The organism is Pseudomaricurvus alkylphenolicus (assembly GCF_011683955.1).
GTDB lineage: Bacteria > Pseudomonadota > Gammaproteobacteria > Pseudomonadales > Cellvibrionaceae > Pseudomaricurvus > Pseudomaricurvus alkylphenolicus.
In genome coordinates this window covers 72,747-99,179 of sequence record NZ_JAAQPI010000002.1, presented here as the reverse complement: position 1 = coordinate 99,179, position 26,433 = coordinate 72,747, and the positions used below count along the sequence as shown (strand labels likewise).

The window sequence follows — 26,433 nt, the reverse complement described above, 5'->3', positions numbered from 1 at the left end:
CTCTTATCACGCTTATTAAAAGGACAACCCTATGGCAAGCGCGGGCCTGCTGGCACTACTGGACGATATCGCCACCATACTGGATGACATCGCCATCATGACCAAGGTGGCGGCCAAGAAGACCGCTGGTGTATTGGGTGATGATCTGGCCCTGAATGCCGAGCAGGTGTCCGGTGTTCGGGCGGAAAGGGAGCTGCCCGTGGTTTGGGCCGTGGCCAAGGGCTCGGCGCTGAACAAGTGCTTGCTGGTGCCGGGGGCTCTGTTGATCAGCGCCTTTGTGCCCTGGTTGATTACGCCCCTATTGATGTTGGGCGGTGCCTTTCTGTGTTTCGAAGGCTTCGAAAAACTGGTGCACAAATACCTGCATCCCGAAACCGAAGAGGAGCATACTGAGAAGCTTAAGGCCATTGCCGACCCGGAGGTGGATCTGGCGGAATTCGAACAACAGAAAATCAAAGGCGCCATTCGCACGGACTTTATTCTCTCGGCTGAAATTGTGGTGATTGCCCTGGGAACCGTCCAGGATGCGCCTTTTGTTAATCAGTTGGGCGTGGTGGTCGCCATCGCTGTTGCGATGACCGTGGGTGTTTATGGTCTGGTGGCGGCGATTGTAAAACTCGATGATGCCGGACTTTACCTGGCCAACACCGACGACGGCCAACCCATGGCGACAACACTGCAGGCCTTTGGGCGAGGCTTGCTGAGTTGTTGTCCCTACGTTCTTAAAACCCTCACCATTGTTGGTACCGCTGCTATGTTTTTAGTCGGTGGTGGTATTCTGGTGCACGGCATACCCGGCGCCCACGATACGGTTCACCATCTGGCGGAATGGGCGCACACTTTACCGGTGGGCGGATTTATGGCGGCATTGTCGTCGCAGTTGTTTAATGCCGTGGTAGGTCTGGCTGCCGGCGCGGTGCTGGTATTGGCCCTGACCGCCTGGGAGAAAACCAGGGCTGCAACCGCCAGCTGAAATCAACCATTCAGCCGCAGGGAGGGGCTCACGGGCAGCGAATTTGCCGTGATGCTGCCCCCGTCATGGGTGGACAATTTTACTGATCGATCAACATCCCCTGCTGCCACACATCCAGATCAGGTGCCAGCGCTTTGGTGTAGCGATCAAAGTAAAGCAGCTGCTTGGTCAGCAGGGTAAAGCTGCGCGGGAAACGAATGCCATAGCGCTTGCCAATGCCGGTAAGATTCAACATCACTTCCTGCAGAGAGCTGTCCAGGTCACTGAGATCCGCGTTATTGGTGAACATCAACTGTTGGTAGAACTGTCGCAGTTCGTTGGCCAATGCCTCCGTGTCGATATTTTCTTTGGTGGCCCCCAGTTGCATCAGAGCTTCGGCGGCGGTATCAAAATCTTCCACGGGCAACGCAGTGGATAAAGTCATCAACGCCTGCCACACCTGCTCGGAAATGCTGCCCACAATGCCGAAGTCGATAAAACCAATGCGGCCATCGTTCAGCATCATGATATTACCGGAGTGCAGGTCAGCGTGATAAATCCGGCACCGGCGCACGCTCTCGAACCATACATGCAGCGCGTTCATCAACGCCTGGTCCGGGTAAGGGTGGCGAACCCGCACGGCATCGAGGTCTGTCAGCGGCACACCAAAGAAACGCTCCATGGTGAGCACGCGCTTGGTGGAGGCCGCTGCATACACCTTGGGCACCACCACATCGCGATTGCCGATACTTTGCAGAAAGTCGCGGTAGGTGGCGATGTTGCTGGCCTCCTGCTCGAAGTTACATTCCTCCAGCATGCTCACCTTGATCTCTTCGGCCATATCCGCCAGCGACACATGTTTGAGCTTGGGGGCGATAACCTCCAGCACCCGTGTCACTGAATGCAGGGCAGAAAGATCCGCTTTCAGAATGTCCTGAGCATCGGGTCGCTGGATTTTGATGACCACCTCTTCTCCCGTATGCAGACGCGCTGCGTGTACCTGGGCGATAGAGGCGGAGGCCAGCGGCTGTGGGTCAATCCAGCTGAAGTGCAGATCCGGGTCGCCCAGCTCGCGCCGCAGTGTCTTCTCCAGCTGTTCGAAGGGCAATGGGCGGGATTGGTCCAGGCAGCCCTGAAACGCTTGCACATATTCCTCCGGGAACACCGAGGGCATGCTGGCAATCAGCTGGCCGATTTTGACATAGGTGGTGCCCAGATCCTCAAATACCTTGCGCAACAACTCCGGTGCGGGCGGGCGGTCACCCATCATCCATTGCAAGGCGTTCTTCTGCAAAATGAGGTTGGTCTGGGCAACGCGTTTGAGTCGCAGCCACGGTGTGTGGATCACATTGGGCAGGGCCATAAATTCAGACAGTCCTTATGCTGGCGAAAAAGAGGCTTCGGAGGTGTAGGCTTGCAACAGCGGCCAGCCGTTAAACTCCGATCGCAACAGGGTAATAAAGGTAAAAACACCAATCAACTTACGGGAAACCAGCGAGAAGTGCTCGGAGGGCAGCTCAAAACCGGAGTGCGTTGCTGAGCGCCCTACGGTAACGGCGGCCCGTTTCATTAATTTGGATTCCGCCCATCGATAGTGCCCTTGCTCGTTGAGCAGGTGCTCGGGCAGCTGCTCCGGGTGGCGCATGGGTTCCATAATTTCCACACAGAAGTGCACAAACGTATCGCAGGCACATTCGGAGCTCTCCGGGCGCAGGCAATCCAGAGCCATCAAGCCCGAGACCACCCGAGCGGCATCGCGCTGCTGGGCCCCCAAAATGGTTTCTCCCAGGGGCTCAAAAAACGATGGCCCCACATCCAGCATGGAGCCGAAGTCCAGCAGTACCAGCCGGTCCTGATCTTCGCCGATGGCTATGCGGTAGTTACCCATATTGGGGTCGGACTGCAGCAGCTGCCAGTCAAAGATCTCTTTAAACAACAGGTCCAGCATGGCACTGCCCAGGCGGTCTCGGCGGGCCTGGCTCAACTCGGCCACGGCCGCGCTGGTCACCGTCTCGCCCTGCAGGTACTCCATGGCAATCAGGTCCTGACGGCAAAAGCGGCGCACAATGGCGGGTACCAGAAAACGATCATCCCCAGCCAGCAGTGAGGCGACCTTCTCCGTCATCGCCATTTCCCGGTCGTAGTCCACCTCACACAGCAACTGCTGCTTGAACTGGCCGATCCACTCTTCGTAGCTGCGGGAGGTCTTTAGCCATCGGGTCAGTTTGAGCATGCCGGTCACGGCTTCAAAATCGTGGTCGATGGATTCCCGGATGCCGGGGTAGAGAAACTTCAGGCAGATCGATTCGCCGGTTTCGCGAACCCGGGCGCGGTGCACCTGGGCCAGGGAGGCAACGCCGATGGGCTCCGGCTCGATCTCCAACAGGTCGAAGTCCGCCCCCAGGCGTTCGCGCAGGATTGCCTCCACCTGCACCCAGGGCAGGGCTTCGGTGGCGGATTCCAGCTCCCGCAGGGCATCCGTAAGCTCCGCCGGCAGCACATACTCACCCACCAACGCCAGCATCTGCCCGACTTTGACGTAGGTGCCCTTCATCTGGCCCAGCCGGGCAACCAGTTTGCGGGCCTCCTGGGCCAGCAGAGGGTTGTGGTCGCGCCCGGGGACCACCTTGTTCAGAGCCTTGTCCACCAGCAACGCTCCACCGGTGCGGGCTCCGGCCAGGGAGAGATTAAGCCCCTTTAACAGCGACTTCTGCCGCAGGGGGTTAAATTTGGATGCCATCTAAGACGCCTCGGCGGCGGCAACGCCCACCTTTTACTGCATTGGCCGGCATTGTAGCCGGTCCCAGGTATCAAATCCTTGACTTAAAACGACATAAAGCGCCAGAAATCGGCCTTAATCTGTGACTGCCAAGTCAAATTTCCTCCATCCGTCGCCGCAGCCTGCTGAGGGCGACCGGTCGCGCTCAGGACGCGCTGCTACGGTGGGCAACACTGCAAGGTCCTCTCCCGGGCCCGATTGGATTACAATGTCGGCCCCCATCTTTCAGGACCCGATTATGCTCAAAGCGCTGTTTTTCGATATGGATGAAACCCTCTGCGACACCAAGGGGGCTAATCGCAAGGCCACCCAACTGATGGCCGAGGAGGCGCAGCGGCGTTATGAGGTGGACGGTATGGCGTTCGCCCGCGCCTATGTGACCGGCATCTATCGCGAGTGGAGCGAGGCACAGCGGGCGCGCTATATGCCCATTATCGAGCAGCAAAGCGAGGGCGCCTTTCGTATCCAGCTGATTCGCGACCTGTTGGCCGACCAGGGGCTCGAATCGGTAGAGGAGCAAGACGCGCAAGCGCTGCAGGACAAATTCGACCGCGATCGGCTGGACGCCTTCGACTTTTACCCCGGCATCACGGATTTTCTGGCAGAGGCCCGGCAGTACTTCACCCTGGTAGTGATCACCAATGGTCCGGAGTTCTCACAGGTGCCCAAGGTGCAAACCATTAACCTGGCAGAGCATGTGGACCACATCATTATTGGTGGGCAGGAGCCGGAACAGAAACCCGCCCGTTCCATCTTCGAAAAGGCTTTGCGCCTGGCGGAATGCGAAGCCCACGAGGCAATTCACGTGGGCGACAGTCTGGCAGCCGACATTGCCGGCGCTCACAACACCAGCATCACCTCAGTGTGGATTCAACATCAGCAACCACTGGATGCCGAGCTGGGCATCGAGCCCCATCACACCGTCATGCATCCGAGCGAGATACCCGAGCTGATTCGCAGCTTGCATCAGGGGGACTAAACGAACTCAGCCGCCCGCGCATTCCACGCGGTTGCGACCGTTTTCTTTGGCTTGGTACAGCGCCTGGTCGGCGCGCTCTTTGAGGGCGCCGGGGTCTTCCGCCACTCCGGCCTGAGCAATGCCGATAGAAACGGTAACAGCGCCCATTTGTTTGCCAGTGTCGTTCTGTTTGATGGAAATGGTGTTGGCCACCTGCTTGCGCACCGTATCCGCCAGTTCGGCGGCATCCTGCTGCTGCCCGGTAAAGATAATGGCAAACTCCTCACCGCCGTACCGCATCGGTTGCACGCCAGGGCGCTGTTGGGCTTTGAGAATCCTGCCCATACGCTCCAGCACCAGATCACCCATCACATGGCCATAGGTGTCGTTGATATTTTTAAAGTGATCCAGGTCCAATAACAACAGGCAGGTGGGGGTGTCCGTTTGTGTCAGTGCCTGCGACATAGCCTGATCAAAGGCGCGGCGATTACCGATCTTGGTCAGTGAGTCTACCAGGGCATCCTCACGGCTCACCTTGAGCTTTTCCTTCAGTTCCTCGATTTCGGCTTTGGCGGTTTCCAGTTCCCCTTGGAAGGCCTGGCTGGCACTTTGCACGGCACTGGTGTCCTCCAGAATTTGGGACAAAATCGCCTGGATTTCCTGCTGGTCGCTGGTGCCATCGAGCTGGGCCAGAGACGACTGCAGGGCATCGCCGTAGTCGCGGGTGCCGTCTTCAATTTGGTTAACGGCCCCAAACAACTGGCTCAATAAACTGGCCAGCGCATTCTGGGCTTTTTCGCTGCGGGGCAGATGCTGCTTGATAAAGTAGTCGAAAAACAGGGCTTCGCTTTTATCGCCGTTGTACGAGCCTTTTTCGGGAAATTGCTCCAGCAGTCGTTTACTGAGTTCGGGGTGTTTGTTGCCCGCGTGGGCATACCAAAGTGAGTAATTCTGCGGTGTGGGGGGAATGTCCCGCTCAACCATCATGGGGATGGCTTTGCGCAAAATTTGAGCTGAATCCTGAGAGCCTTCTAAAAACTTCATCTGCAACCGCCACATCTGGTAAGGGGAGGATGGCCTTAAAGTCCTTGGCACCGTACTAAAAAACGGCGCCATCATACGGGAATTATAGAAGGCAATGAAGATGGTGGTGCCAATTCTGGCGCGCAGTTCCACCTATGTGTATGGCTCGATGGCTGTGACATGAGCGCTGTGTGGCAAAACTGCCCCCTTGGGCGTCCTTGGTTTCAGGAAGATTGCCAGCCAGTACGCCCGGCGTTAGGCTATGCGTCACCACTGACGAGACATCGCAGTTCATTGTTGTAGGGAGTAATCATGACCAAACGCGTATACCTGTTTAACGAAGGCAGCAAGGACGACCGGGACCTTCTCGGCGGCAAGGGCGCCAACCTTTGCGAGATGACGAACCTGGGCCTGCCCGTCCCCTTCGGATTCATTATTACCACGCCCACTTGTCGGGAGTTCTTCGAGGCGGGTAACAAGTTGCCCGACCAACTGGAACAGGAATACCGCGTCGGCCTGGGTCTGGTTGAACAAAAAATGGGCGCCCGCTTTGGCGACCCTGAAAATCCCCTGCTGTTTTCCGTGCGCTCCGGTGCACCGGTCTCCATGCCGGGCATGATGAATACCATATTGAATCTGGGGTTAAACGACGAAATCGCCGAAGGGCTCGCCAAAAAAACCGGTAACCCCCGCTTTGCCTACGACTCCTACCGCCGCTTTATCCAAATGTTCGGCGATGTAGTGCTGGATGTGGATGGCGAGAAGTTTGAACACGAACTCGACGCCTACAAAAAAGCCAACGGCAAAGCTCTGGACGTCGATATGACAGCCGAGGATTGGCAGGCGATCATCGCCATCTTCAAGACCATTGTGGACTTTCCGCAAGACCCCTACGAGCAGCTGCGCCTGGCCGTTGAGGCCGTATTCCTCTCCTGGCACACGCCGCGCGCCCATGTCTACCGCGAAATGAACAACATCCCGGATTCACTGGGTACCGCCGTTAACGTTCAGGCCATGGTGTTCGGAAACTTCGGCGATGACTCCGGCTCCGGCGTGGCTTTTACCCGTAACCCTTCCACCGGCGAAAAAACCTTCTTTGGTGAATTCCTTTTTAACGCCGCCGGTGAAGACGTGGTGGCCGGCATCCGCACCCCCGAGTCCATCGAGTCCCTGAAAGACCGCTTGCCAGAGGTTTACAACGAACTCTACGAAACCCAGGCGCTGCTGGAGCAGCACTACCGGGACATGCAAGACATCGAGTTCACTGTGCAGGAAGGCCGCTTCTACATGCTGCAAACCCGTGCCGGTAAGCGTACCGGTCGCGCCTCCATCGGCATCGCCGTGGACATGGTTAGCGAAGGCCTGATCTCCGAGAAAGAAGCGCTGCTGCGCGTCTCTCCGGAGCACGTAGAAGCACTGCTCCACCCCATGCTGGACCCGGACGCCAAAACCGAGGCCGTGGCCACCGGTCTGCCGGCAAGCCCCGGTGGCGCTACCGGTAAGGTCGTCTTCTCCGCTGACGAAGCGGTGGAAGCCGCAGACGCGGGCAACCAGGTGATTCTGGTACGCCGCGAAACCACCCCGGAAGATATTCACGGCATGAAAGCGGCCGAGGGCATTCTGACCGAGCTGGGCGGTATGACCTCACACGCCGCGGTTGTGGCCCGGGGTATGGGTGTCTGCGCCATCACCGGTTGTAGCGACCTGAGCATCGACTACGCTGCCGGCACCGCCACCAGCGCCAGCGGCACCGTTATCAAACGCGGCGACCTCATCACCCTCGACGGCTCCACCGGCGAGGTTATGCTCGGCGACATCCCCAAGGTCGAGGCCAGCGCCAGTGACGACTTTCAGACGCTGCTCTCTTGGGCCGATAAATACCGTCGTCTGAAGGTCCGCGCCAACGCCGAAACCCAGGAAGACGCCGCCAAGGCTCGCGAACTGGGTGCCGAAGGTATCGGCCTGTGCCGCACCGAGCACATGTTCTTCGGAGGTGATCGCATCGATCATATGCGCGCGATGGTGCTCTCCGAAACCACCGAAGAGCGCAAAAAGCACCTGGCCAAGCTGCATGAATTCCAAGAGGAAGACATGTTCAACCTGTTCCGCGAAATGGCGGGGCTGCCGGTTACCATCCGCCTGCTGGATCCACCGCTGCACGAATTCCTGCCCCACATTGGAGAAGACCTGAGTGGTCTGGCGCAACGCACCGGCAAAACCGCGGAACAAATCGAGGCCATTTCAGAGAGCCTCAGCGAAGTGAACCCCATGCTGGGCTTCCGTGGTTGCCGCCTCTCTGTGGTCTTCCCCGAGATCACAGAGATGCAGGTGGATGCCATCTTCTCGGCAGCGGTAAGAGCGACCGAAGCCGGCTTTAAACCCCACCCGGAAATCATGATTCCACTGGTCATCAATGTGCGCGAAATCCGATTGATTTCTGACATCATCAGCGGGCGCATTCGCAAGAAGATGGAAGAGCGTGGCGTCTCCATTCCGTACAAAGTGGGCACCATGATGGAAACCCCGCGTGCGTGTCTGGGAGCCGAGCGCCTGGCCAACAACGTGGAGTTTATGAGCTTCGGTACTAACGACCTGACGCAGATGACCTACGGCTTCTCTCGCGATGATGCCGGCACTTTTATCCCCCGTTACCTGGAGAAAAAACTGATCGAGAACGATCCGTTTATCACTCTGGACAAACGTGCGGTGGCGAGACTGATGGAGATGGCGATGAAGGAATCCAAAGCCGTTAAAGGTGGCATCAAGTACGGCATCTGTGGTGAGCACGGTGGTGATCCGCGCTCCATTCAGATTTGCCACGAGCTGGGTCTGGATTACGTGTCTTGCAGCCCATTCCGGGTGCCGGTTGCGCGTATTGCCGCGGCACAGGCGCAGGTTAAGGGGGAGGGGGTTTAAGCGATCTCTACCCGGTAGCGACAGACTCCAGGTCGCTGCCAAATCCTTTCTAAAAACCGGCGCAGGAAACGCTTTCTTGCGCCGGTTTTTTTCGCTCATTCATGATTTCTGGCCAACTGTTCCAGTCCATTGGATCAACCACTCTCCCCGAAATGCCGACTCGATCAGGAATGATTTGGGTAAGCCGAAGTACTGATTTGAACATTCAATAATCAGCGCCATCCCTGCAAATTACACCCTGTAAACAGCTATTTGCATTGGTGGCGCCGATAGTGCCCAACAGAAACAAACTATCGCTCGCCAGTGGTTCACTAAAGAAAGAGTGGTTACACGCATGTATACAGAGCTATGTAAAAAACTGGGTATTGATGTTCCGATTTTTGCATTTACCCATTGCCGTGATGTGGTTGTTGAAGTCAGCAAGGCCGGGGGTATTGGTGTTTTCGGGGCAGCCTTTGTGAACAGTCTCGAAGAATTAAAGGAACAATTGGACTGGATCGATGCCCACATCGGCGACCACATCTACGGTTTTGACATCGTTATTCCCAACAGTGCCGTGGGTCAGGGGAGCGGGATGTCGCCGGAAGAGCAGCAAGACAAACTTTGGGAGATGATTCCAAAAGAGCACACAGACTTTACCAATAAAATTATCGATGAGCACAGTGTGCCCAAGTGGCACGACGACTCGCGTCCTCCCATGGGTGCCTGGACCATGGAACAAGTCATGCCGATGTTAGAGGATGCCCTGAAGCGTCCCAAGTGCAAAGTTATCGTCAATGCATTGGGTACTCCGCCCGATAACGTCATTAAAATGGTACAGGACTGTGGTCGTTTAATTGGAGCACTCACCGGTACCAAGAAACATGCTCAGGCTCACAAAAAAGCCGGACTGGATTTTATTGTTGCCAATGGCGGCGAGGGGGGTGGCCACTGTGGTGAGGTAGGCAGTATCGTCTGCTGGCCAGAACTGATTGATGCGGTTGCGCCCATGCCCGTATTGGCTGCCGGCGGAATCGGCAACGGCAGACAAATGCTGGCTGCCATGGGCATGGGAGCGGCCGGCGTTTGGACGGGCTCTCTATGGTTAACGGTAGAAGAGGCCCATGCTCAAATGGCTCAGAAAGAGTCCTACCTGAAAGCCGAATCAACAGACGCTGTGCGAACCAAATCATGGACAGGAAAAAATTGTCGTTTGCTTCGTAACGACTGGTCAGAAGCCTGGGAAGACTCCGACACACCGGACCCGCTTCCTTTCCCGCTGCAACTGTTGCTTACCTCCGACCTCCGGCGGCGCAGCGCCATGTACGCGTCCTCCGGTGAAACACAAAAAATCGCGGACAACGCGTGCGGCCAGGTGATCGGGCAAATCAATGAGATTGAATCCTGTCGCGGTGTCGTCTCCAGAATCATTGGCGAGTATGTGGATGCATTGGAGGCGCTCAATGCGCTGATGCCGGAAGGATAAACCGACCGGATATTCATTCGCCAGGGGAGCTGGTCCCACCGATTGGGGGCAGCTCCTTGATGTACAGATCCGACTTGGCGTAGGGAATTTCGATGCCCTGGGCTCGAAACTGTTTGTAAATACTCATCAGCAGTTCATGTTTAATCCTGCCTCGGTCCTCAGGCTTGAGAATCCAGCCGAGCAGTTCAAAGTCGAGGCTGGACGCGCCAAACTTCCGCATGCGAACTCGGGGTGCAGGATCAGCGGCGATCTCTGGATGCTGCTCGCCAATCTGCTGCAGAATATCGCAAACCTGATCCACATCCGAGCCATAGGCCGCTCCCACCGCGACGGCGATGCGTATGTGCGGTTTGTTACCGCCACTTTCATTAACGATCTTGGCGTTGGCAATCACCGCATTGGGCAGAGTGATCTCAATGTCCTCGCGACTGAGCAAGCGAGTGCTGCGCAGGCCGATGTGGGTTACACAGCCTCGCTCACCCGTGTCCAGGTTGACGTAGTCTCCGACTTTATAGGGTGCGTCGATCAGGATAAAAAAACCGGAAAACACATTCGACAGAGTGTCTTTTGCGGCAAACCCCACAGCTATACCAACAATGCCCGCGGACGCCAACCAACCGATCGGATTGATGCCCCAGACAACCAGCAGCGCATAGCTCCCCAGCAGCAAGATAACCAGCTTAATAGACAGATCCAGCAGCGGAACCGTGCGCGGTTCCACCACCGGAAATCGATCGTGAACATCGCCCAGTGTCTTCAGAATTCGGGTGCTGGCCAGAAACGTGGATCTCATCCAGCTGGCAATGATGACGGAAATACAGAGATTGACCAGTGCTTCAGTCGCAAAAGGCAGTTGGCTTGCTGTGATTCCCAGGGCCACCCCAAAGTACATAATGGTAGTAAACAGGGGCTTGCGAAGGCAGTCGACTAAAATATTGTCTACTGGAGTTTCCGTTTCTGAGGAGAGGCGCTGCAGAAATCGGATCAGCAGCGATCGAATCACAACCGCTGCCACAAAGAAAAAAACAACAATGGCGAGCCCGGCCAGTATTGGCACCTGATCGAGCAGTTGCCATCCCGGCTTGAGCGATTCAGGCAGCCAATCGATGATGTCGGGCAACCGGTCGGCGATCGGCTCCGTAGGGGTATCGCTAGGGGTGGTCGGTTCTGTCTCCGCGCCGGTGTTATTCATATTTTCTCCGGGTCCTAAAGGGTCAGCCACATTGCCAAATAGTAGTCGCTGGCTTGAGCAGGTGCCAGCGTGCTGCGATGTACAAACTCGCTCAAAGTTAAAACTAAATCAGAGGTGCATCTCACTGTTTTTTAATATCACTAATATTGCTTTCGTTTCAAATGGGTTTCGTCCAAAAAAGTGCTAGAAAAGTCGCCTCCACCGGTCTTTGATTAACAATTGCGGGTATGAAGCGCAGATGCGAGATCTCTCGCCTAAAGCTTTCTTTGCAGATTCTTTTGTCCTTGCCAGGTGCATTATTGAAGTCTCCATGGTCGCACTCTTGGGGTTAAACATTAAATGCGGGCGCCATAAGCTTCTGCTCGCTACGGCTGATACCTACTCTCGTTGCAACTTTCCCCCAGCGGCGAACACTGGCCAAAACCTTATCTTTGATGGTTTGCGCTTCTACTGCGTTCAACTGGAAAAAATCAATCACCTCCATTGCCAGGCCATAGTCCAGGCTGTTGTCATCATCACTAATGCTTAGATGCAAGCCATTGGCGGGTGTCACGGGGTTAATATCATAGGCTGGAGAAAGTACCCAGCCGCCATCCTGATAAATAAAGCCATGGTTTCTCAGGTGATCATCGGTATTCGAAACAGCAATATTGAACACAATGCGCCGCCAAAGCTGAGCGAGGTCTGTCTTGGTGTTGCTGCCATGATCTGTGAGGAATTGCGCAAGCTCCAGGTAGCTGGCATCGTACTCGCCGTCGTAATAACCCAGCTGCGTCATAGCCGAGGTAAAATGCAGTCGACTTTGCTCGGTGCGATCAAAGCGCTTGGTAAGAAAGGTGTGGTGATGGCTATTAAATCTGTCGATACGGCATTCTGACATTTGGACTCCCGCATCCAGCGCCAGTTGATAGACGACGAATTCCCAGGCCGCAATATCGTAGTCATCGTGGCGACTGGGAAATTTGGCAATCCATAAGTGCTCCTGCTCATCGACCACACTGGCCTTGGGGCGGGCACCGCCCAGAGATGATCCGGGTGACATCAGCATGTATAGCCACTTCAGATACACCGGGTCATCGGCATTGCCGTTGTCTTCCACATGTTGAACTGCGTATTCCAGATCTCTTAGCGAAGAGATCGGCGGTGCTGCCAGCTTCTCATCGTCGTCCAGGAAGGGACCATCCATGTCTTGCTTAAATCGCAAGGCTCCCAAACGATAGAGATCATGCACGCCCAACAGGTAGTCGATTTCGTTGAGAACCTTGGGGCGCCGTTCTTCCTGGCGAGCGACAATCGCCTCGCGACGTTTCATCAGCAACCGGCCCCAACGATCTGGGCACGAATCCAGAAAGGTCCTGAAACTCCTGGGGTCTGCATTATGCTGCTCACCACTGTATAGATCCAGGTCCGGGTCGATTTTCTGGGCAAAGGAGGACTGTAACCAAGCCTCGTCATAGCTGAAGCTGAAGTGCTCTTTATTTTTGATGACAGAGGATCGTAGCGTACCGACCAATGTAGGCTTGCCAAAATCTTCCCAATCAGCAAAAACATAGACTTCCGTACTCATGGCTATTCTCCCTGGCTCAAGGCTTTTTTCCTTTCTGTTTGCCCATCAGTTTGATGTCTTGTAGCTTGCGCCCCAGCTCGTCATCGCTGGCGACCTTGGCAAAATCCTCGACCAGCCCCAGTACGCTCAGCACGGCCACATAATGGCCAATCGAGACTTTGGGGTCGCCCTGTTCGATCTTGCGAATGGTCAGACGGCTGAGTCCGGTTCGCTCAGAGATCAGGGTCTGGCTGTAGTTCCGGCGTTTACAGGCGAGCTTAATATTCTCACCCAGTTGCGCCAGTATTCGCTGGTTCTTTGGGAATACCACAGCACTTCGCTTCTGAGGGGGCAATTTTGAGGTCACTATACTTACCAACTTGCTTAAAAATGGTAAGTATAGTGACCATTCTGCTGAAGGTAAAATATTCTGTTGGCACCTATAGTTACCATTTTTATATAAATTGGATGCAGTAGGTGCCAATTCCGTGTAATCCTAAGCGACAACCCAGTTTAAGGAGATCGTAGCTGGAGTTCCGACTAAGGGGATTCTAGATGGGTAGATTATAGGAGTTTTGTTAACCCATTGATAAATATGGATATTTTTAAGATTTGGCTGTTTGTCACCAGTTATCTTAATAAAAGATTCCGCCATTGGCAGGTAGAGTATCTAGCTATCGCGCCGAGAATCGATAAGGCTACGAAGGGTCGGCTTGAGAGTGAAGGAGTGATTGCGCAGAGCCTTGAGGATTTGCTTGCGCCGGGGGGAGTTGAAAGTTGTAGTTAAGCCCAGTAGTGGTGTGTAGGGCGATTGTATTTTGAACTTCGATGTGCCAACCGGTGTGCCATTAAAGAAAAGTCACCCTCCCAGCATCATCTTGGCGCGTAGCCTATCGTTCACCCGATACCAATTCAACGAGATCAGGGATTTGAACCTAACTCCATTTAATTAAATCTAGGTAGCTTCAAGGGTGCGGCATATCCGTTCGGTCTGCTGTCTGCGTTTTAGATGCTCTATGCTTGCCCTACAGACCAAACTTTAGAGGAAAAGTCATGGTGTCTCGTTCCAAATCCTCCCCGCCCTCACCTATACACACCCTTCTATCCATTCGGTTAACCAGTTTCGCTGTCAGCATTAATGCGGGTATAAATCTAGAAATCATCGACCCTCGGGGTGCCGCGGGCCCCGATACGTCTGTATTTTCATTCAGGAGCGATGTCGAAATATTTGGGGAATGCCAACAGCCAGAAGAGCGGGCAGGAGAAAATTATACGATCAAGTTGCGTGATCAAGGGTCACAGGTCGATGTTGCTGGTTCGAGGTTAAAAGACTATCTGGTGCGAAACAGCGATGGCTCCCCCAAATATCGTTGCCGGAAAGGCGGGTGCATACCGGTGTACGATCCACCCAAGTCAATAGGCTATATAGAGCGCAATCGGGGCTCTGGGGGTTGGGATTGCTATGCATGGATGTCTCAGGGAGTGATCAGCGATATGCTTGTGCTCTTGCCTAGCGTCTCGGTGCTGTACATCTCAATTCATGAGGTGAAGGTAGGTCGGCAGCGAGATATACGTAACCTGAATCTTCAAATGACTGATCCAGAAGAGGGTTAGGCCTACCAGCGGCCCCATCCCAATTCAATCATAATTGTGCTGAGACAGGACACCGCCAGCTGTGCATCCTCATCAGTAATGCGGCGGGTTCCTCTACGGCGCTCCTCGGAAGCTTTACGGCGGGGATGGAGCAGTGCGAGAACGTTGGACAGGTCTTTCGCCAGATACCTTGGAGGATTGGTGTTGGCCAGTGCTTTGCTCAAATCTGATAGGTCTTGATCTCTAATTTCCAAGTAGGCGCCTAGGATCGCTGATACAGCCTCCCTACAGCAGTCAACAACGGATTCGGCGCTGGCGACGTACAAGTCGTCAACGACCAAATCTAACTTCCTTCTAATGAGCGGCAGCTCTTCTGTTGGAACTTCAGACTCTATGAGATCTGGCAGCAGACCAAAGGTGTTAACGGCCTTGATTGTGATTAATTCTTCTTTAGTAGCCATCACTTCTAGGTCAATCAACTTCCAGACGGTAAAGCGTACCTTGTCCCCTAGCAGCACGTAGATATGCTGATGGCCATCGCGGATGTACTGTGCCCAGATTGATGTGCGGTTATATCCTTGAGTCTCGATCTTATTTGGCCCTGGCAAATGCCAAAATAGAGGTTGCGATTCCCGAGCACGATAAATTCTTCCTCGGCGAATTCGACTCTTGGGATCAAAGAAGTCCTCTCGAAACATTAGTACTCTGGTTTCCTGGGATGGATCAGGGCCTTCACTGAGTTCCGTCCTGTTGGTGACCAGCTTGCAAGGGGAGAATAGTGGTGTGGGGTTCAGCTCACGCACCACCTGAGGGGCCTGTCCTTCAAAAATCCGGCCTGTTCTGGTGTCTATCCCAATATCCATATTTTAAAGCTCCTGCCTGTATCTATTTTGGCCTTTCGTCGCCGGCCGTCAAGCCAGCGCTACTCCATAAGAGGGCAGTCTGGTGGTGTATAGTTGCCGTTGGGGATGGCTCCAACGTCATTTAAATCCATATTTGATCAGTCGATTCGGATTTCTAGCTGGACCAACCATTGGACAAAGCCTCAGCCTGTTGCAGCACGAGTTCCACCGCCGCAGGAGCCTCGTCAGGGGGATATTTATAGCGCCGAAGGGTACGCCGCACCAGAATACGCAATTTTGCTCTCACGCTTTCCCTTACCTGCCAGTCGACGGTGGTGGATTTCCGAAGCTTGTTCGTAATTTCCACAGCAATCTTCTTTAGAGCATCATCTCCAAGCTCACGAACCGCACTTTCATTGTTGGCTAGAGCATCGTAGAAAGCGATTTCGTCGCTGTTGAGACCGAGAGCTGCCTCACGGGCCATTTCCTCTTGAAATTGCTTGGCCATGTCGATGAGCTCTTCAATGACCTGAGCGGTCTCGATGGCGCGGTTGTTATACTTGCGTAGCGTCTCCTGCAGGCGGTCGGCGTACTTCTTCTCTTGTACAACGTTATTGCGGGTTCTGGCGCGGATGTCATCCTTCAGCAGTTTTTCCAGCAACTCGACGGCGAGGTTCTTGTAGGGCATCTGGCGCACGTCTTCCAAGAACTCATCTGAGAGCAGGCCGATATTGGGCTTATCGAGGCCGCAGAGGGCGAATACGTCGTCGACGCCTTGGGCGATCACCGCGTTATCCAGTATCTGCTTCAGTGCCGAGTTCTTTTCGGCTTCGGTCAGCTTGCGGTCGACGCTGGTGTGTTTGGCGATGGCTGCCTTAACCGCTGTCAGGAAGGCGATCTCCTTTTGCAGGGCGCGGGCCTCGTCCAATGTGCCACATAGGGAGTAGGCCTTGGTAATGGCCAGCACCAGATCGAGAAAGCGCTTCTTGCCATCATCGAGGCCGAAGATGTAGTTGGCCGCTGGTACCAGAAGCTTGTGGGCCTCAGTCTCGAAGGCGCTGTAGTCAAAGCCTTCACTCTTTGGTCCCTTGGCGAACATACCGCGCACGGCATCGAGTTTTTCCACCAGTATCGCAAAGGCTTCTTCGGCGCTATGGGCCGGAGCGCCCTTGCCCTTGGAGTCGGTGTAGGTCTTCAGCGCCTGCTTCAGCTCGTTGGCGATGCCGATATAGTCCACCACCAAGCCGCCGGGCTTGTCCTTGAACACCCGGTTAACGCGGGCGATGGCCTGCATCAGGTTGTGGCCCTTCATCGGCTTGTCGACATACATTGTATGGCAGCACGGGGCGTCAAAACCCGTCAACCACATGTCACGCACGATTACCAGTTTGAGCGGATCGGTGAGGTCCTTAAAGCGTTTCTCCAGCCGTTTCTTGGTCTGCTTGTTGTAGATGTGGGGCTGCAGTAGCGGCTTGTCCGAAGCGGAGCCGGTCATCACGATCTTTATCGCCCCTTTCTCGGGGTCCGGGTCGTGCCACTCTGGCCGCAGAGCCACGATAGCGTTGTACAAGTGAGCGCATATGTCACGGCTCATGGCGACGATCATCGCCTTGCCGTCGATGCTGGCGGTGCGCGACTCGAAGTGAGTAACGAGGTCAGCTGCCACTTGCTCTAGGCGCGGCTCAGCCCCAACCAGTTTCTCCAGTCGACTCCACTCGCCCTTGGTTTTCTCGCGGGCGCTGGCGTCTTCCTCATCCTCGACCACCTCGTCAACCTGATCTGAGAGTTCCTCGATCTCATCGTGGTTGAGGTCGAGCTTGGCCAGACGGGACTCGTAGTAGATCGGCACCGTTGCGCCATCTTCCACCGCGTCCTGTATATCGTAGATAGAGACGTAGTCGCCGAACACGGCGCGGGTGTCCTTGTCTTCACTGGCGATGGGTGTGCCGGTAAAGCCGATGAAGGCTGCGTTGGGCAGCGCGTCACGCATATGCTTGGCATAGCCGAACTTGTAACTGCCGTCCTGCTTGAGAGTAGCCTTGAGGCCGTACTGGCTGCGGTGGGCCTCATCGGAGATCACCACGATGTTGTGCCGATCATTCAGTATCGGGTGGTGACTCTCGTCGTTGAGCAGGGCGAACTTCTGCACCGTGGTGAATATGATGCCGCCGGACTCGCGTTCAGCTAGTAACTGGCGCAGCTTGTCCCGGTCATCGGCCTGTACTGGCGTTTGCTTGAGCAGTTCTTTAGCGGCAGTGAAGGTAGCAAATAGTTGGCCGTCTAGATCGTTGCGGTCGGTGACGACAATCAGCGTCGGATTGTTCATCTGTGGTTGCTGCAGCAATTTGCCAGCATAGCAGCACATCGAGATGCTCTTGCCTGAGCCTTGGGTATGCCAAACCACACCGGCCTTCTTACTGCCGGGTACCACATGCTCGGCGTAGGTGGCTCGTTTTTCAGCGACGCCATCGACCTGCTCGGCGGCAATCACAGTGGCCTTAACAGCTTCACGCACCGCATGAAACTGGTGGTAGCCGGCAATCTTCTTGATCAGCTTGTCGGAGTCGGTCTCGAACAGCACAAAGTAGCGGATGTAGTCGAGCAGCAGTGTTCGGTCGAAGAAGCCGCGCACGAGCGTCTCTAACTGCCACTCCAGCAGTGGCTTGTCGTCCTCGTGCTGGATGGTACGCCATGGCAGGAAGCGCTCCTGATTGGCGGTCAGCGAGCCGAGGCGAGCGGTATAGCCATCGCTGACAATCAGCGCTTCGTTTGTGACGAACAACTCGGCGACCTCATCCTTGTAGGTCTGCAGCTGGTTGAACGCGTCCCAGACGTCGGCGTTTTCCGCGGAGGGGCTTTTCAGCTCCAGCACTGCGATGGGCAATCCATTGATAAAGCACACCACGTCAGGTCGCCTCAGTTGTTTGGTGCCCTCAATAGTAAACTGATTGATCACGCGGAAGCGGTTAGCGTCTACTGAGCCGAAGTCTATCAGTAGGGCGTGGTCGTGTACCGGCTTGTCATCGCGCTTGTACTCGACCGGTACGCCCTCCAGCAACAAACGGTGAAAGGCTCGGTTGCTGACCACCAGGTCGAGGCTCTCGGGCTTGCTGACCTGAGCAACCACCTCCTCGACAGCCGTATCAGGCAGTTGAGGATTGATGCGACGTATAGCCGCCTCCAAATCACCCGCCAGTAGCACCTGCCGGTAGTCCTTGCGTTCTGGGCACGGGCCGTCATGGGCGATGTCTGGCCCGTGGGCGACCTCCCAACCTCCTTCGGCAAACCACTCAAGGCAGAGTTGCTCCAGTTGATCTTCGTTCATCAGTGAATCCTATTCGACATCAATATGCCCTTTCTGCATATTGCTTTCCTTGGGTTGGGCGCTATACTAGCCCTTAATACGCCCGGCGCCTCTTCGCAGTTTACTGTGTACGCGCCGGTTCTCATTTCTGGCTCCATAAATCCCATTCCTGCCAGCCTTCAAGCAGTCCAAAATCAGCCAGTTTGACAGCCCCCGAGCCAGTGGCGGGAAACTCTCCCGTAACACCCTCAAACCGCTCTGCCCAAGTCGAGTTTGGGCAGATAACGCGCATCAGCTTCTGGATTAGGCAAAAGTAGAAGAATGGGCGGGCATTGTTCAGAGCCTGCCAATACTCGTCATCAAACAGCAGGTTGGAGCGCTCCAGAACGTTGATATTCCAAAGGCGGCTGTGATGGGCTGACACATTTCGGATAAAGTTCAGGCTTCTTAGCCATGAGGCGAAGATGCGGCCGTCTGCGGCACCGTATTTGGCGGCGATTCGGTCCTGATCAGGCCATTTCATGCCCGCATAAAGCCGTGACATCATGCCAAAATCCCATACTTCGATGGCGACCCAAACAGGCAACAGTCCGTACTTGCTTTGGTAGTGGGCGACAAAAGGCTCCCTGCGGGCGCGTTTCAGATGGCTGCGGTACTTTTCCAGCCAAGCCTGATGCTCGGTTTTACCCGTAGCAGGGCCCCTTCTCTTGATTTGTTTGCTGAACCTCCCATGGAAACAGTCTGGATTCTCGTGGGCATGTATGTCTTGCTCGCCCAGCAGGTGCGCGATATCGACCCGCAGCGCCATTTCTATGCGCTCCAGCGCATCCAGTGCCAGTAGTCGGAGCTTTTTGTCGAAGACATAGAGCTTGACGACCTCTTCAAAATGACTGTTGGAAATAAAGGCATCCAGCCTCTTCGGTACAGTAGCACCATCTTCTTGAGGTGCGTCATCCAGCTGCCGGAATGGATACCAGTAGCCACTTAAGCGGTAGTAGCCGAGGCGCTCCAGATAGCTCATAGCGGCTTCGGGCTGATCAATCAGCAATCCGCGCTCATGCAGCAGATCTAGCTGCTCCTCGAATGACTTCCACGGCTTGGGGGCTGGTGTCATGCAAAGGCCTCTTGCTTCAGCCGCTGGTTAATCCCCTTTAGTGGTTCTTGCAGAGCGTTTTCCAGCTTGGTCATGTGATCAACCAGCCACTGGATCATCTCCAGCCAGTTGGCCTTGTCATAGCCGTCCACCGCCTTGGCATACTGGATGCGGCAGGCCTTCTTGTTGGGCAGGGGTGACCAAGACAGCGCGTGGCCAAAGGAGGCTTCGATGGCTTCTTTCTGGGCCGACAGTTGATCAAACACGTAGGTGTTCACCTCAGCCTCGCTGCGCTGCAAACTAAACTCCACCCGGACCTCATTCTTACCGAAAATCAGGTTGTAAGGCATCGCACGCATGCCTGACCCGGCGCTCAACCAGTGATCCTTCGAGGGACTGATGTTGTTGTACAACGAACAGGCGCTTTGGCCGAAGGCCTCCAGTGCCTGTTCCCAGAATGCCAGCCGTAGGGTGTGGCGCTGCTTCTGTTCGGTGTCGGCGCTTTTCTCCTCGGCCTCCTTGGCGACCATGCCGATCATGAACTCTGAGGACTCCGGGGTGGGGATGATCTGCTCACAGCTGAGAAACAGTTCATCGCCCGCCTGAAAGGGAGTGACTTTGAAGCACTGACAGGCGATGCCGAACTGGCTCAGCCAGAGCACGGTATTGGTCACCTCCTTGCGGTAGCGGGCGGCGACGAAGATCAGTCGCTGGGTCTTGATGCGGTTGATCTGGGCCGCCTCCAGCCCGTCTACGTCGAGAAACTCGATCAGGTTGTCGACAGCACTGGCGGCGGGTTGGCCGCTCTCCTGCGCCTTCTGGTTGAGGTAGCGCTGGTAGATGTCGACCACCTGCTGCTTGCTGAGGTTGGCGCAGTAGCTGGCGTACTTGAGCGCCTGCCAGACCACATCACGGCCGGTGTCATCGAGCTTGTTCTCGATGATGACCAGATTGCCCTCTTTATCCAGTGCCAGCAGGTCGAGGCGCTCGCGAGTGTCGTCGAAGCCGTCGAACTCCTTCTGGATGATCAACAGCTCCTCACCTTCGCCCTGTGCCAGTGCCTGCGGGCAGTTCTCCAACCACTCCTGCAGGTGCTTACGCTCGGTAAAACCCAGCTCGCCAAAGCGCTTGGCCTCCAGCGGGGCGATACGGTTCTGCTGCGAGTCGATCTTAAACATTGGCTACGTCCTGTAACTGTGGTTTTTCTTCGGGCGAGGTGAGTTCACCGGAGAGGAGTTTGGGTAGCAATGAGTCACGAAGATAGCTAAGAGTGTTTATCTGCTGACTTAGAGTGCGCACTTCCCCATCAAGGTTTCCGGCTATTGCTGAAAACCGCTCGATTAGACTTGAAGGAGGCTTTGGCAGGTCTAGCGCCTTTAGATTCTTCTGGTTTATCGAACCAAATACCGTGCCCTCTGAGTCAAAGGAGGCGAGTTGGTGGCCCAATTCAAGGACGCTGTAATAGGTAAACGACTCGCATCCAGACTTATGACGCAACGCAGCCAATCCTCGGCCAACACAGCAATTGCTGGCCGCGATGTTTACATCGCCAACTGGTGCCCGAACGCTTAGTAAGGTGTCGCCCTCGTTGGCCATTCTTTTGGGCGCGGTACAATAGACCCGATTACTTGGAAACCTGACGCCAAAATCTCTTCGTCCTTGAAAGAATGCAATTCCCTCGCCATCCTCGTTGTACGTATCTCCCGGCGGTGACTGCCCCATTGTGACATCGAATTCCGCTCCTACGGTCGAGGTTTCCCACCTCTCCGGTATCTCCCCCAGCTCACTGGACTGCATCGCGGCAGGGAATAGCGCGGCGGTGGCTTGGAGTTCGGTGTACTGCTCGGACTGTTCGGCGGCCATCTGGGCGAGTTGGTCAGCGCCTCTACCACTGATCACCCGCACAGCGGCCAGTTCGGCATCGGCGGCGCTGCCGCCTGCTTCCAGTGCGGCGATCTTGGCCTTGACCGGCTCGAAGTCAACAAACCAGCTCTTAAAGATCGCCTGTGCCATCTGTTCGAGGGTTTGGTTGATCTGGTGGTTGAGCTGGATTTTGTCGTCTAACCGGCAAAGTACTTCGGCTATGTTTCTTTGCTCTTTGAGACTAGGTATCGGGAACTCGATGCGCTCAAGAGTTTGGAGGTTGATGTTGTCCTGCACACTTCCGGTGGCCTGTGCTTGAATCCGTTTTTTCATCAACCGAAACATGTACTCGATGAAGTGGATGTCGCACTTTTCAGGATCAGGAATGAAGCCAATAACGCTATCAGGGAAGCAGGCTGGGAACTGCAGTATCCCAGTCTCAGCGATGTTTGCAGCGATAGTTATGCACATGGTCCCTTCAGGCCACAATCGGCTCTGAGCTAGACCTGCTTCGCTGTATGTCTGTGTATGGCTAGTTATTCGGCCATTAGATGCTTTCACATCTCCAGTCTGGATGAAGGGGTATGGGCCGCCATATAAGTGCGCCGCATCTCGGGGGCGATGGCGAGAACGACCTCGATTCACTTCTCCAAGTGAGCTGAGCTTTACAAACGTCCATGAATCAGGAGCTGAAAAACTAAAGTTCATACCCCAACCCCCCCAGATTGCTTTTGATCGCCGCTTCCAGTCGGCCGCTCTCGTCAAACTGGGCCTTCAGTTGCGTGCTCAGCCGCGCCATCTTCTCGGCAAAGGGTTCGCCGTCATCCTCCTGATCCGGTGCGCCCACATAACGGCCCGGTGTCAGCACGAAGTCGTGCTTGGCAACGTCCTGAAAATCTACCGAGGCGCAGAAGCCGGGCACGTCTTCGTAACCTTCGCCTTTCTGCCACGCATGGAAGGTATCGGCCACCTTGCGGATGTCGTCGGTGGTGAAATCACGCAGCACCCGATCCTTCATGTAGCCGAGGTTGCGGGCGTCGATAAACAGAATGTCGTCGCGACGATCGTGCTTCTTGCCGTCCTTGCCGCTCTTGTCTTTGGTCAGGAACCAGATACAGGCGGGGATCTGGGTGTTGGTAAACAGCTGTCCCGGCAAGGCCACCATGCACTCGACGAGGTCCTCTTCGATCAGGCGCTTGCGGATCTTGCCCTCGTTGTTGGTATTGGAACTCATGGAGCCGTTGGCCAGCAGTAGCGCCATGCTGCCGGTGGGGGCGAGGTGGTGCAGCATATGCTGTATCCAGCCAAAGTTGGCGTTGCCCTTGGGCGGGGAACCGTACTTCCAGCGCGCATCGTCGGCCAGTGACTCGCTCCACCAGTCTTTGATGTTGAAGGGCGGGTTGGCCATCACGAAGTCGGCGCGCAGGTCCGGGTGTTGATCGTCGAGAAAACTGTCGGCGTTCTTCTTGCCGAAGTTGAAGTCAATGCCCCGGATCGCCATGTTCATCGCCGCCAGTTTCCACGTAGTGGGGTTGGACTCCTGCCCATAGACCGAGATGTGCTTCTTTTGCTCGGCGACGTTGTAGTGCTGCTCGCTGGCGTGCTCCTCAATGAACTTATCGGAGGAGACAAAGAAGCCACCCGATCCCATGGCAGGGTCGTAGACGCGCCCGGCGTAGGGTTCCAGCATCTCGACGATTAGGGTAACGATGCTCTTGGGGGTGTAGTATTGGCCGCCTTGCTTACCCTCCGCCAAGGCGAACTGGCCGAGGAAGTACTCGTAGACGTGGCCGAGAATGTCCTTGCTGTGCAGGTCGAGCTGCGTGCCTTGGTGGACCGGCTTGGTGAAGGAGGTATCGGAGAAGGTGTTGATCAGACCGATCAGCGTATCGTTGTCCAACTGGTACTGGCCGATGCGGTTCAGGATGCCCTTGAGTTTGGCGTTGCTCTTCTCGATCTCGTCCAGCGCGTTGTCGACCAGCCACGACACCGAGCGCAGCTTTGCATCGGTACCGGCAGCGTCCTGCCACAGCACCGTGCCGATGGGCAGCGCGGCTTTCTCCTGCAAGGTTTTCCAGCGGGCCGCCTTGGGTACCCAGAACACATTGGCCTCTCGGTAGTAGTCCAGCACCTCCAGCTCATCCGTCAGCGCCTGCTGGTAGTCCGCGTCGCTGTCGTAGTCCTCACGGGGTAGGAAGTAGATGTTGTCGTCATCATCGTGCTGGAACTGCTCCAGCAGCACCTCCTGCCGCTCCTCAAAGGCGTCGGAAACGTACTTGAGGAAGATTAGCCCCAGCACCACGTGCTTGTAGTTGGCGGCGTCTAGGTTGGCACGCAGCTTGTCGGCCGCCTTCCAGAGTTTGCTGTCGAGGTCGTTGAGGAATTCTTGTTCCGTGGTATTCATAGGGTTCCTTAGTGGTTATCCGTTCGCTTGCATGATCACAGCGGCACTAGAGCCCGGTGCCAGCGCTAATTTGGGGAGTTGTTCGGCCTGCTGCAACGCGCCGCTATTGCGTAGCCAGAGCTGGTACTTGGGACCTTGCAGGTGGTGATCCGTTGTACAATCGACATTCCACCGGCTTAGAAGGTAGCCCGCTAGTGCGGCCTGCAGTTGCACCTGGAGTACGCCATCCTTCATGCCGTACTCCAGCTCAATCACTTCCGGGTGTGTCAGAGATGGGTGTGGCACCAGCTCCAATTCGATTCGTTGATGCCATTCACTGTCTTGCTCTCGCAGTTTCTTTGCATTGGCAATGGTCTTGGCTGGCGAGACGGCTGCGATGCGATTCAATGCCAGATCAATATAGCTATCATTCTCAAAGGCTCTCAGGAGCCATTTAAGGCCGTCGTCGACTAATGTGAGGGGCACTATTGTTCTTTGCTCAAATCCCTTTGAGAGCGAGCCATAGCGAATGTTGATGGCTTTACCACTAAACAGGGCACGGCAGATGGGCATCAACACTTGTATCGAAGGTGCGCGTCTGCGACTGGGTTGCTCAGCAGGTAGCCAGGGGGCGGATTGAGCGACAAAATCGTCCCCAAACCCCTCTGTCAATGCAATGAGTGCTTGTGCTGGGTTGTAGTTAAATAGCGGTTTAGCTCTTGCTCCGAGCCTATATGTGCGATGGACGGTGTCGTAGCCGATATTGGGGCTTGCGATCTGTCTATACAGTGCCAGGTCCCGGGAGGCAGCAGACTCTGTCAAGCCAAAGCGGTGAACTAGGTCGCTGCGGTTAATACACCCGATAAATAACAGGCGAAACTCTATATAGGCGAGTCGCTCTTGCTGAGGTTGTGAGGCTTGATCCAATTGGGCGGTGGGCATTCATCATCCGTTGATATTGGGCTAAGTCCATGTTGTACATTACATTTTCACTAGATGGTTGTCAAAATGATAAGGGCCTGTTGCCCAAAATGTAATCACAAGTGGGGGGCTTTTACCCTGCTTTGAGGTGGCATGATATTCTATATTGATCGGATGCTGTTGGGGTTTGTCATAAAATGTGGTGCTGGGGCGTCTGATCGATTTGACGGTGGCCGGATCAAATGGGGCTAAAATACCTCGCACATGAGACCTTAAACAGGATTGAGATACAGCACATGGATAAGGCTGTTAGTGAGAAGTACCCACGCCCATTGGTTTCAATGATCTTGATGCTGGTCATTATATGGCTGGTGCCGATCGGTGCCGATGGCGCGAAGCTCTATACCTACAAAGACAAAAACGGTCGTACGGTCTTCACTGATCAAAAGCCGCCCGAAGAGATTCAGTACCAGCAGGAACAGCTGTTGGTCACGGAAGGTCGGAGGAAGGTACATGTAGTAAACAGAGGCTCCCGTGAAAAGCCTCGGCTGTACATCGTTAATGACTATAGTGGGCCAGCTCAAGTAAGTCTTTTTTTCAACAAGGCAGACAACATCCAATTCAGCCATCGTGGCCCATTCTCTTGGGTTCTTCCTGCCGGCGCAGATAGGCAGGTTCTGACTCTTCAGCCGAAGGTTCGAAATCGAAAGTGGTCTTATAGCTATCGATCAAAATATGTACCGGGAGCCCCTGTTCGTGGAAAGGTGGTGAATTATGAGTATCAACTGCCATTTCGTGAAGGTAGCTTTCGGATTTCGCAGGGTTTTCGAGGCCCCAGAAGCCACGGTCGATCCAGGCAAAGCTACTATGCTATTGATATTGCGATGCCTGAGCTGACACCTGTCGTGGCCGCTCGTGCTGGGATAATTATGGATTCAGAGGGCGACTTCTCGCGCTCTGGCTGGCATCAGGATTACATGGACGAAGCCAATATAGTTCGGGTGCTGCACAGTGATGGGACTATGGCTGTCTATGCGCATTTGGCCCCAGATGGCATTCTTGTTAAGAAGGGGGCTCGTGTAAACCAGGGAGAGCTGCTGGCCTATTCAGGCAATACAGGGTTTTCTTCCGGGCCACATTTGCACTTCGTCGTCCAGAAGAACAACGGCCGTGAATTGGTGTCTATTCCCTTTAGGTTTCAGGGGGACAATGAACTGAAAAAGGGTGTGTATCTAACCTCTACATTGGCGCCCCCAGAGCTAAGACGGCGCCCATCAGTCGTGATCGGAAAAGGAAGTAATAATGAATGACATAAAAGAAAACTACCTTAATGCGTTAAGTGAGCGTCTTACCCGGTTCTATCAAGACATCCAGGTCAAGGACAAGCTCGATGACATTGAAAAACATCGTATCGAAGCTTTCATCGAGGCAGCCCTGGTTTCTGGGTTGGCTGCCAAGGATGAGCTTCAGGATGTGATCGATGCCGTTCACTTTTCTGTATTCGGACGGACTCTGGAGGAGCAAGCCCAGTACCGTAAGGAAACCATGGCAGCAAGTGGCGATTACTCGATGTTTGATAAACCTGCTTGGGTGCGCTAATGGT

19 protein-coding genes are annotated in these 26,433 nt (G+C 55.0%); 6 read left to right on the top strand and 13 right to left on the bottom strand.

From position 1 onward, the window contains the following. Positions 1–31: 31 nt before the first annotated feature. Entirely contained in the window at positions 32–973 is a 942-nt protein-coding gene (locus tag HBA55_RS05860; RefSeq protein ID WP_166988389.1) for a DUF808 domain-containing protein, read from the top strand. A gap of 79 nt (positions 974–1,052) precedes the next feature. Here HBA55_RS05860 and HBA55_RS05855 read toward each other — a convergent pair whose 3' ends face one another. Together HBA55_RS05855 and HBA55_RS05850 are read right to left on the bottom strand one after the other, a co-directional pair. Continuing rightward, complete coding sequence (locus tag HBA55_RS05855) at positions 1,053–2,315, bottom strand: ABC1 kinase family protein (protein ID WP_166988387.1); 1,263 nt, start codon at positions 2,313–2,315, stop codon at positions 1,053–1,055. A 15-nt stretch (positions 2,316–2,330) separates the two neighbouring features. Beyond that, positions 2,331–3,692 (bottom strand): ABC1 kinase family protein, encoded by a 1,362-nt coding sequence (locus HBA55_RS05850; RefSeq protein ID WP_166988385.1) that lies wholly within the window; start codon positions 3,690–3,692, stop codon positions 2,331–2,333. Between the two features lie 247 nt (positions 3,693–3,939). Between HBA55_RS05850 and HBA55_RS05845 the strand changes: the two genes are divergently transcribed. Then, positions 3,940–4,710, top strand: coding sequence for an HAD family hydrolase (locus tag HBA55_RS05845; RefSeq protein WP_240945934.1), 771 nt, complete (start codon positions 3,940–3,942; stop codon positions 4,708–4,710). Between the two features lie 6 nt (positions 4,711–4,716). On the opposite strand, the gene HBA55_RS05840 is transcribed toward HBA55_RS05845, so the two are convergent. Then, on the bottom strand, positions 4,717–5,733 hold the full coding sequence (locus HBA55_RS05840; RefSeq protein ID WP_166988383.1) for a GGDEF domain-containing protein: 1,017 nt from the start codon (positions 5,731–5,733) through the stop codon (positions 4,717–4,719). Between the two features lie 291 nt (positions 5,734–6,024). Between HBA55_RS05840 and ppdK the strand changes: the two genes are divergently transcribed. Both ppdK and HBA55_RS05830 read left to right on the top strand, forming a co-directional pair. After that, complete coding sequence (gene ppdK / locus HBA55_RS05835) at positions 6,025–8,628, top strand: pyruvate, phosphate dikinase (protein ID WP_166988381.1); 2,604 nt, start codon at positions 6,025–6,027, stop codon at positions 8,626–8,628. A gap of 334 nt (positions 8,629–8,962) precedes the next feature. Then, on the top strand, positions 8,963–10,093 hold the full coding sequence (locus HBA55_RS05830; protein WP_166988379.1) for an NAD(P)H-dependent flavin oxidoreductase: 1,131 nt from the start codon (positions 8,963–8,965) through the stop codon (positions 10,091–10,093). A gap of 13 nt (positions 10,094–10,106) precedes the next feature. Here HBA55_RS05830 and HBA55_RS05825 read toward each other — a convergent pair whose 3' ends face one another. From HBA55_RS05825 to HBA55_RS05780, 10 genes are all read right to left on the bottom strand, one after another. Continuing rightward, positions 10,107–11,285 carry a mechanosensitive ion channel family protein gene (locus HBA55_RS05825; protein WP_166988377.1) on the bottom strand — a complete coding sequence of 393 codons (1,179 nt, stop codon included), beginning with the start codon at positions 11,283–11,285 and terminating at the stop codon, positions 10,107–10,109. A gap of 328 nt (positions 11,286–11,613) precedes the next feature. After that, positions 11,614–12,852 (bottom strand): type II toxin-antitoxin system HipA family toxin, encoded by a 1,239-nt coding sequence (locus tag HBA55_RS05820; RefSeq protein ID WP_166988375.1) that lies wholly within the window; start codon positions 12,850–12,852, stop codon positions 11,614–11,616. A 16-nt stretch (positions 12,853–12,868) separates the two neighbouring features. Further along, positions 12,869–13,162, bottom strand: coding sequence for a helix-turn-helix domain-containing protein (locus HBA55_RS05815; protein ID WP_338109364.1), 294 nt, complete (start codon positions 13,160–13,162; stop codon positions 12,869–12,871). 1,285 nt (positions 13,163–14,447) lie between these two features. Continuing rightward, the gene (locus tag HBA55_RS05810) at positions 14,448–15,287 is read right to left on the bottom strand and encodes a hypothetical protein (RefSeq protein ID WP_166988373.1); all 840 of its coding nucleotides are present in this window, start codon (positions 15,285–15,287) and stop codon (positions 14,448–14,450) included. Positions 15,288–15,441: 154 nt separating this feature from the next. Next, complete coding sequence (locus HBA55_RS05805; protein WP_166988371.1) at positions 15,442–18,591, bottom strand: type I restriction endonuclease subunit R; 3,150 nt, start codon at positions 18,589–18,591, stop codon at positions 15,442–15,444. 121 nt (positions 18,592–18,712) lie between these two features. Further along, positions 18,713–19,684, bottom strand: coding sequence for an Abi family protein (locus HBA55_RS05800; RefSeq protein ID WP_166988369.1), 972 nt, complete (start codon positions 19,682–19,684; stop codon positions 18,713–18,715). Then, on the bottom strand, positions 19,681–20,841 hold the full coding sequence (locus HBA55_RS05795; RefSeq protein ID WP_166988367.1) for a DUF4268 domain-containing protein: 1,161 nt from the start codon (positions 20,839–20,841) through the stop codon (positions 19,681–19,683). The genes HBA55_RS05800 and HBA55_RS05795 overlap by 4 nt, the downstream gene beginning before the upstream one ends. Further along, positions 20,834–22,234, bottom strand: a complete 1,401-nt coding sequence (locus HBA55_RS05790) for a restriction endonuclease subunit S (RefSeq protein ID WP_166988365.1) — start codon at positions 22,232–22,234, stop codon at positions 20,834–20,836. The genes HBA55_RS05795 and HBA55_RS05790 overlap by 8 nt, the downstream gene beginning before the upstream one ends. Beyond that, positions 22,224–23,930: a class I SAM-dependent DNA methyltransferase gene (locus HBA55_RS05785; RefSeq protein WP_166988363.1), complete on the bottom strand. Its 1,707-nt coding sequence runs from the start codon at positions 23,928–23,930 to the stop codon at positions 22,224–22,226. Before HBA55_RS05785 ends, HBA55_RS05790 begins: the two co-directional genes overlap by 11 nt. A 15-nt stretch (positions 23,931–23,945) precedes the next feature. Next, a complete protein-coding gene (locus tag HBA55_RS05780) occupies positions 23,946–24,851 on the bottom strand; it encodes a BrxR family transcriptional regulator (RefSeq protein WP_166988361.1) in 906 nt (301 codons plus the stop codon). 275 nt (positions 24,852–25,126) lie between these two features. Here HBA55_RS05780 and HBA55_RS05775 point away from each other — a divergent pair, with 275 nt between their 5' ends. Both HBA55_RS05775 and HBA55_RS05770 read left to right on the top strand, forming a co-directional pair. Beyond that, positions 25,127–26,140, top strand: a complete 1,014-nt coding sequence (locus HBA55_RS05775) for a peptidoglycan DD-metalloendopeptidase family protein (RefSeq protein ID WP_166988359.1) — start codon at positions 25,127–25,129, stop codon at positions 26,138–26,140. Beyond that, positions 26,133–26,429, top strand: a complete 297-nt coding sequence (locus tag HBA55_RS05770) for a hypothetical protein (protein ID WP_166988357.1) — start codon at positions 26,133–26,135, stop codon at positions 26,427–26,429. The genes HBA55_RS05775 and HBA55_RS05770 overlap by 8 nt, the downstream gene beginning before the upstream one ends. Positions 26,430–26,433 lie beyond the last annotated feature (4 nt).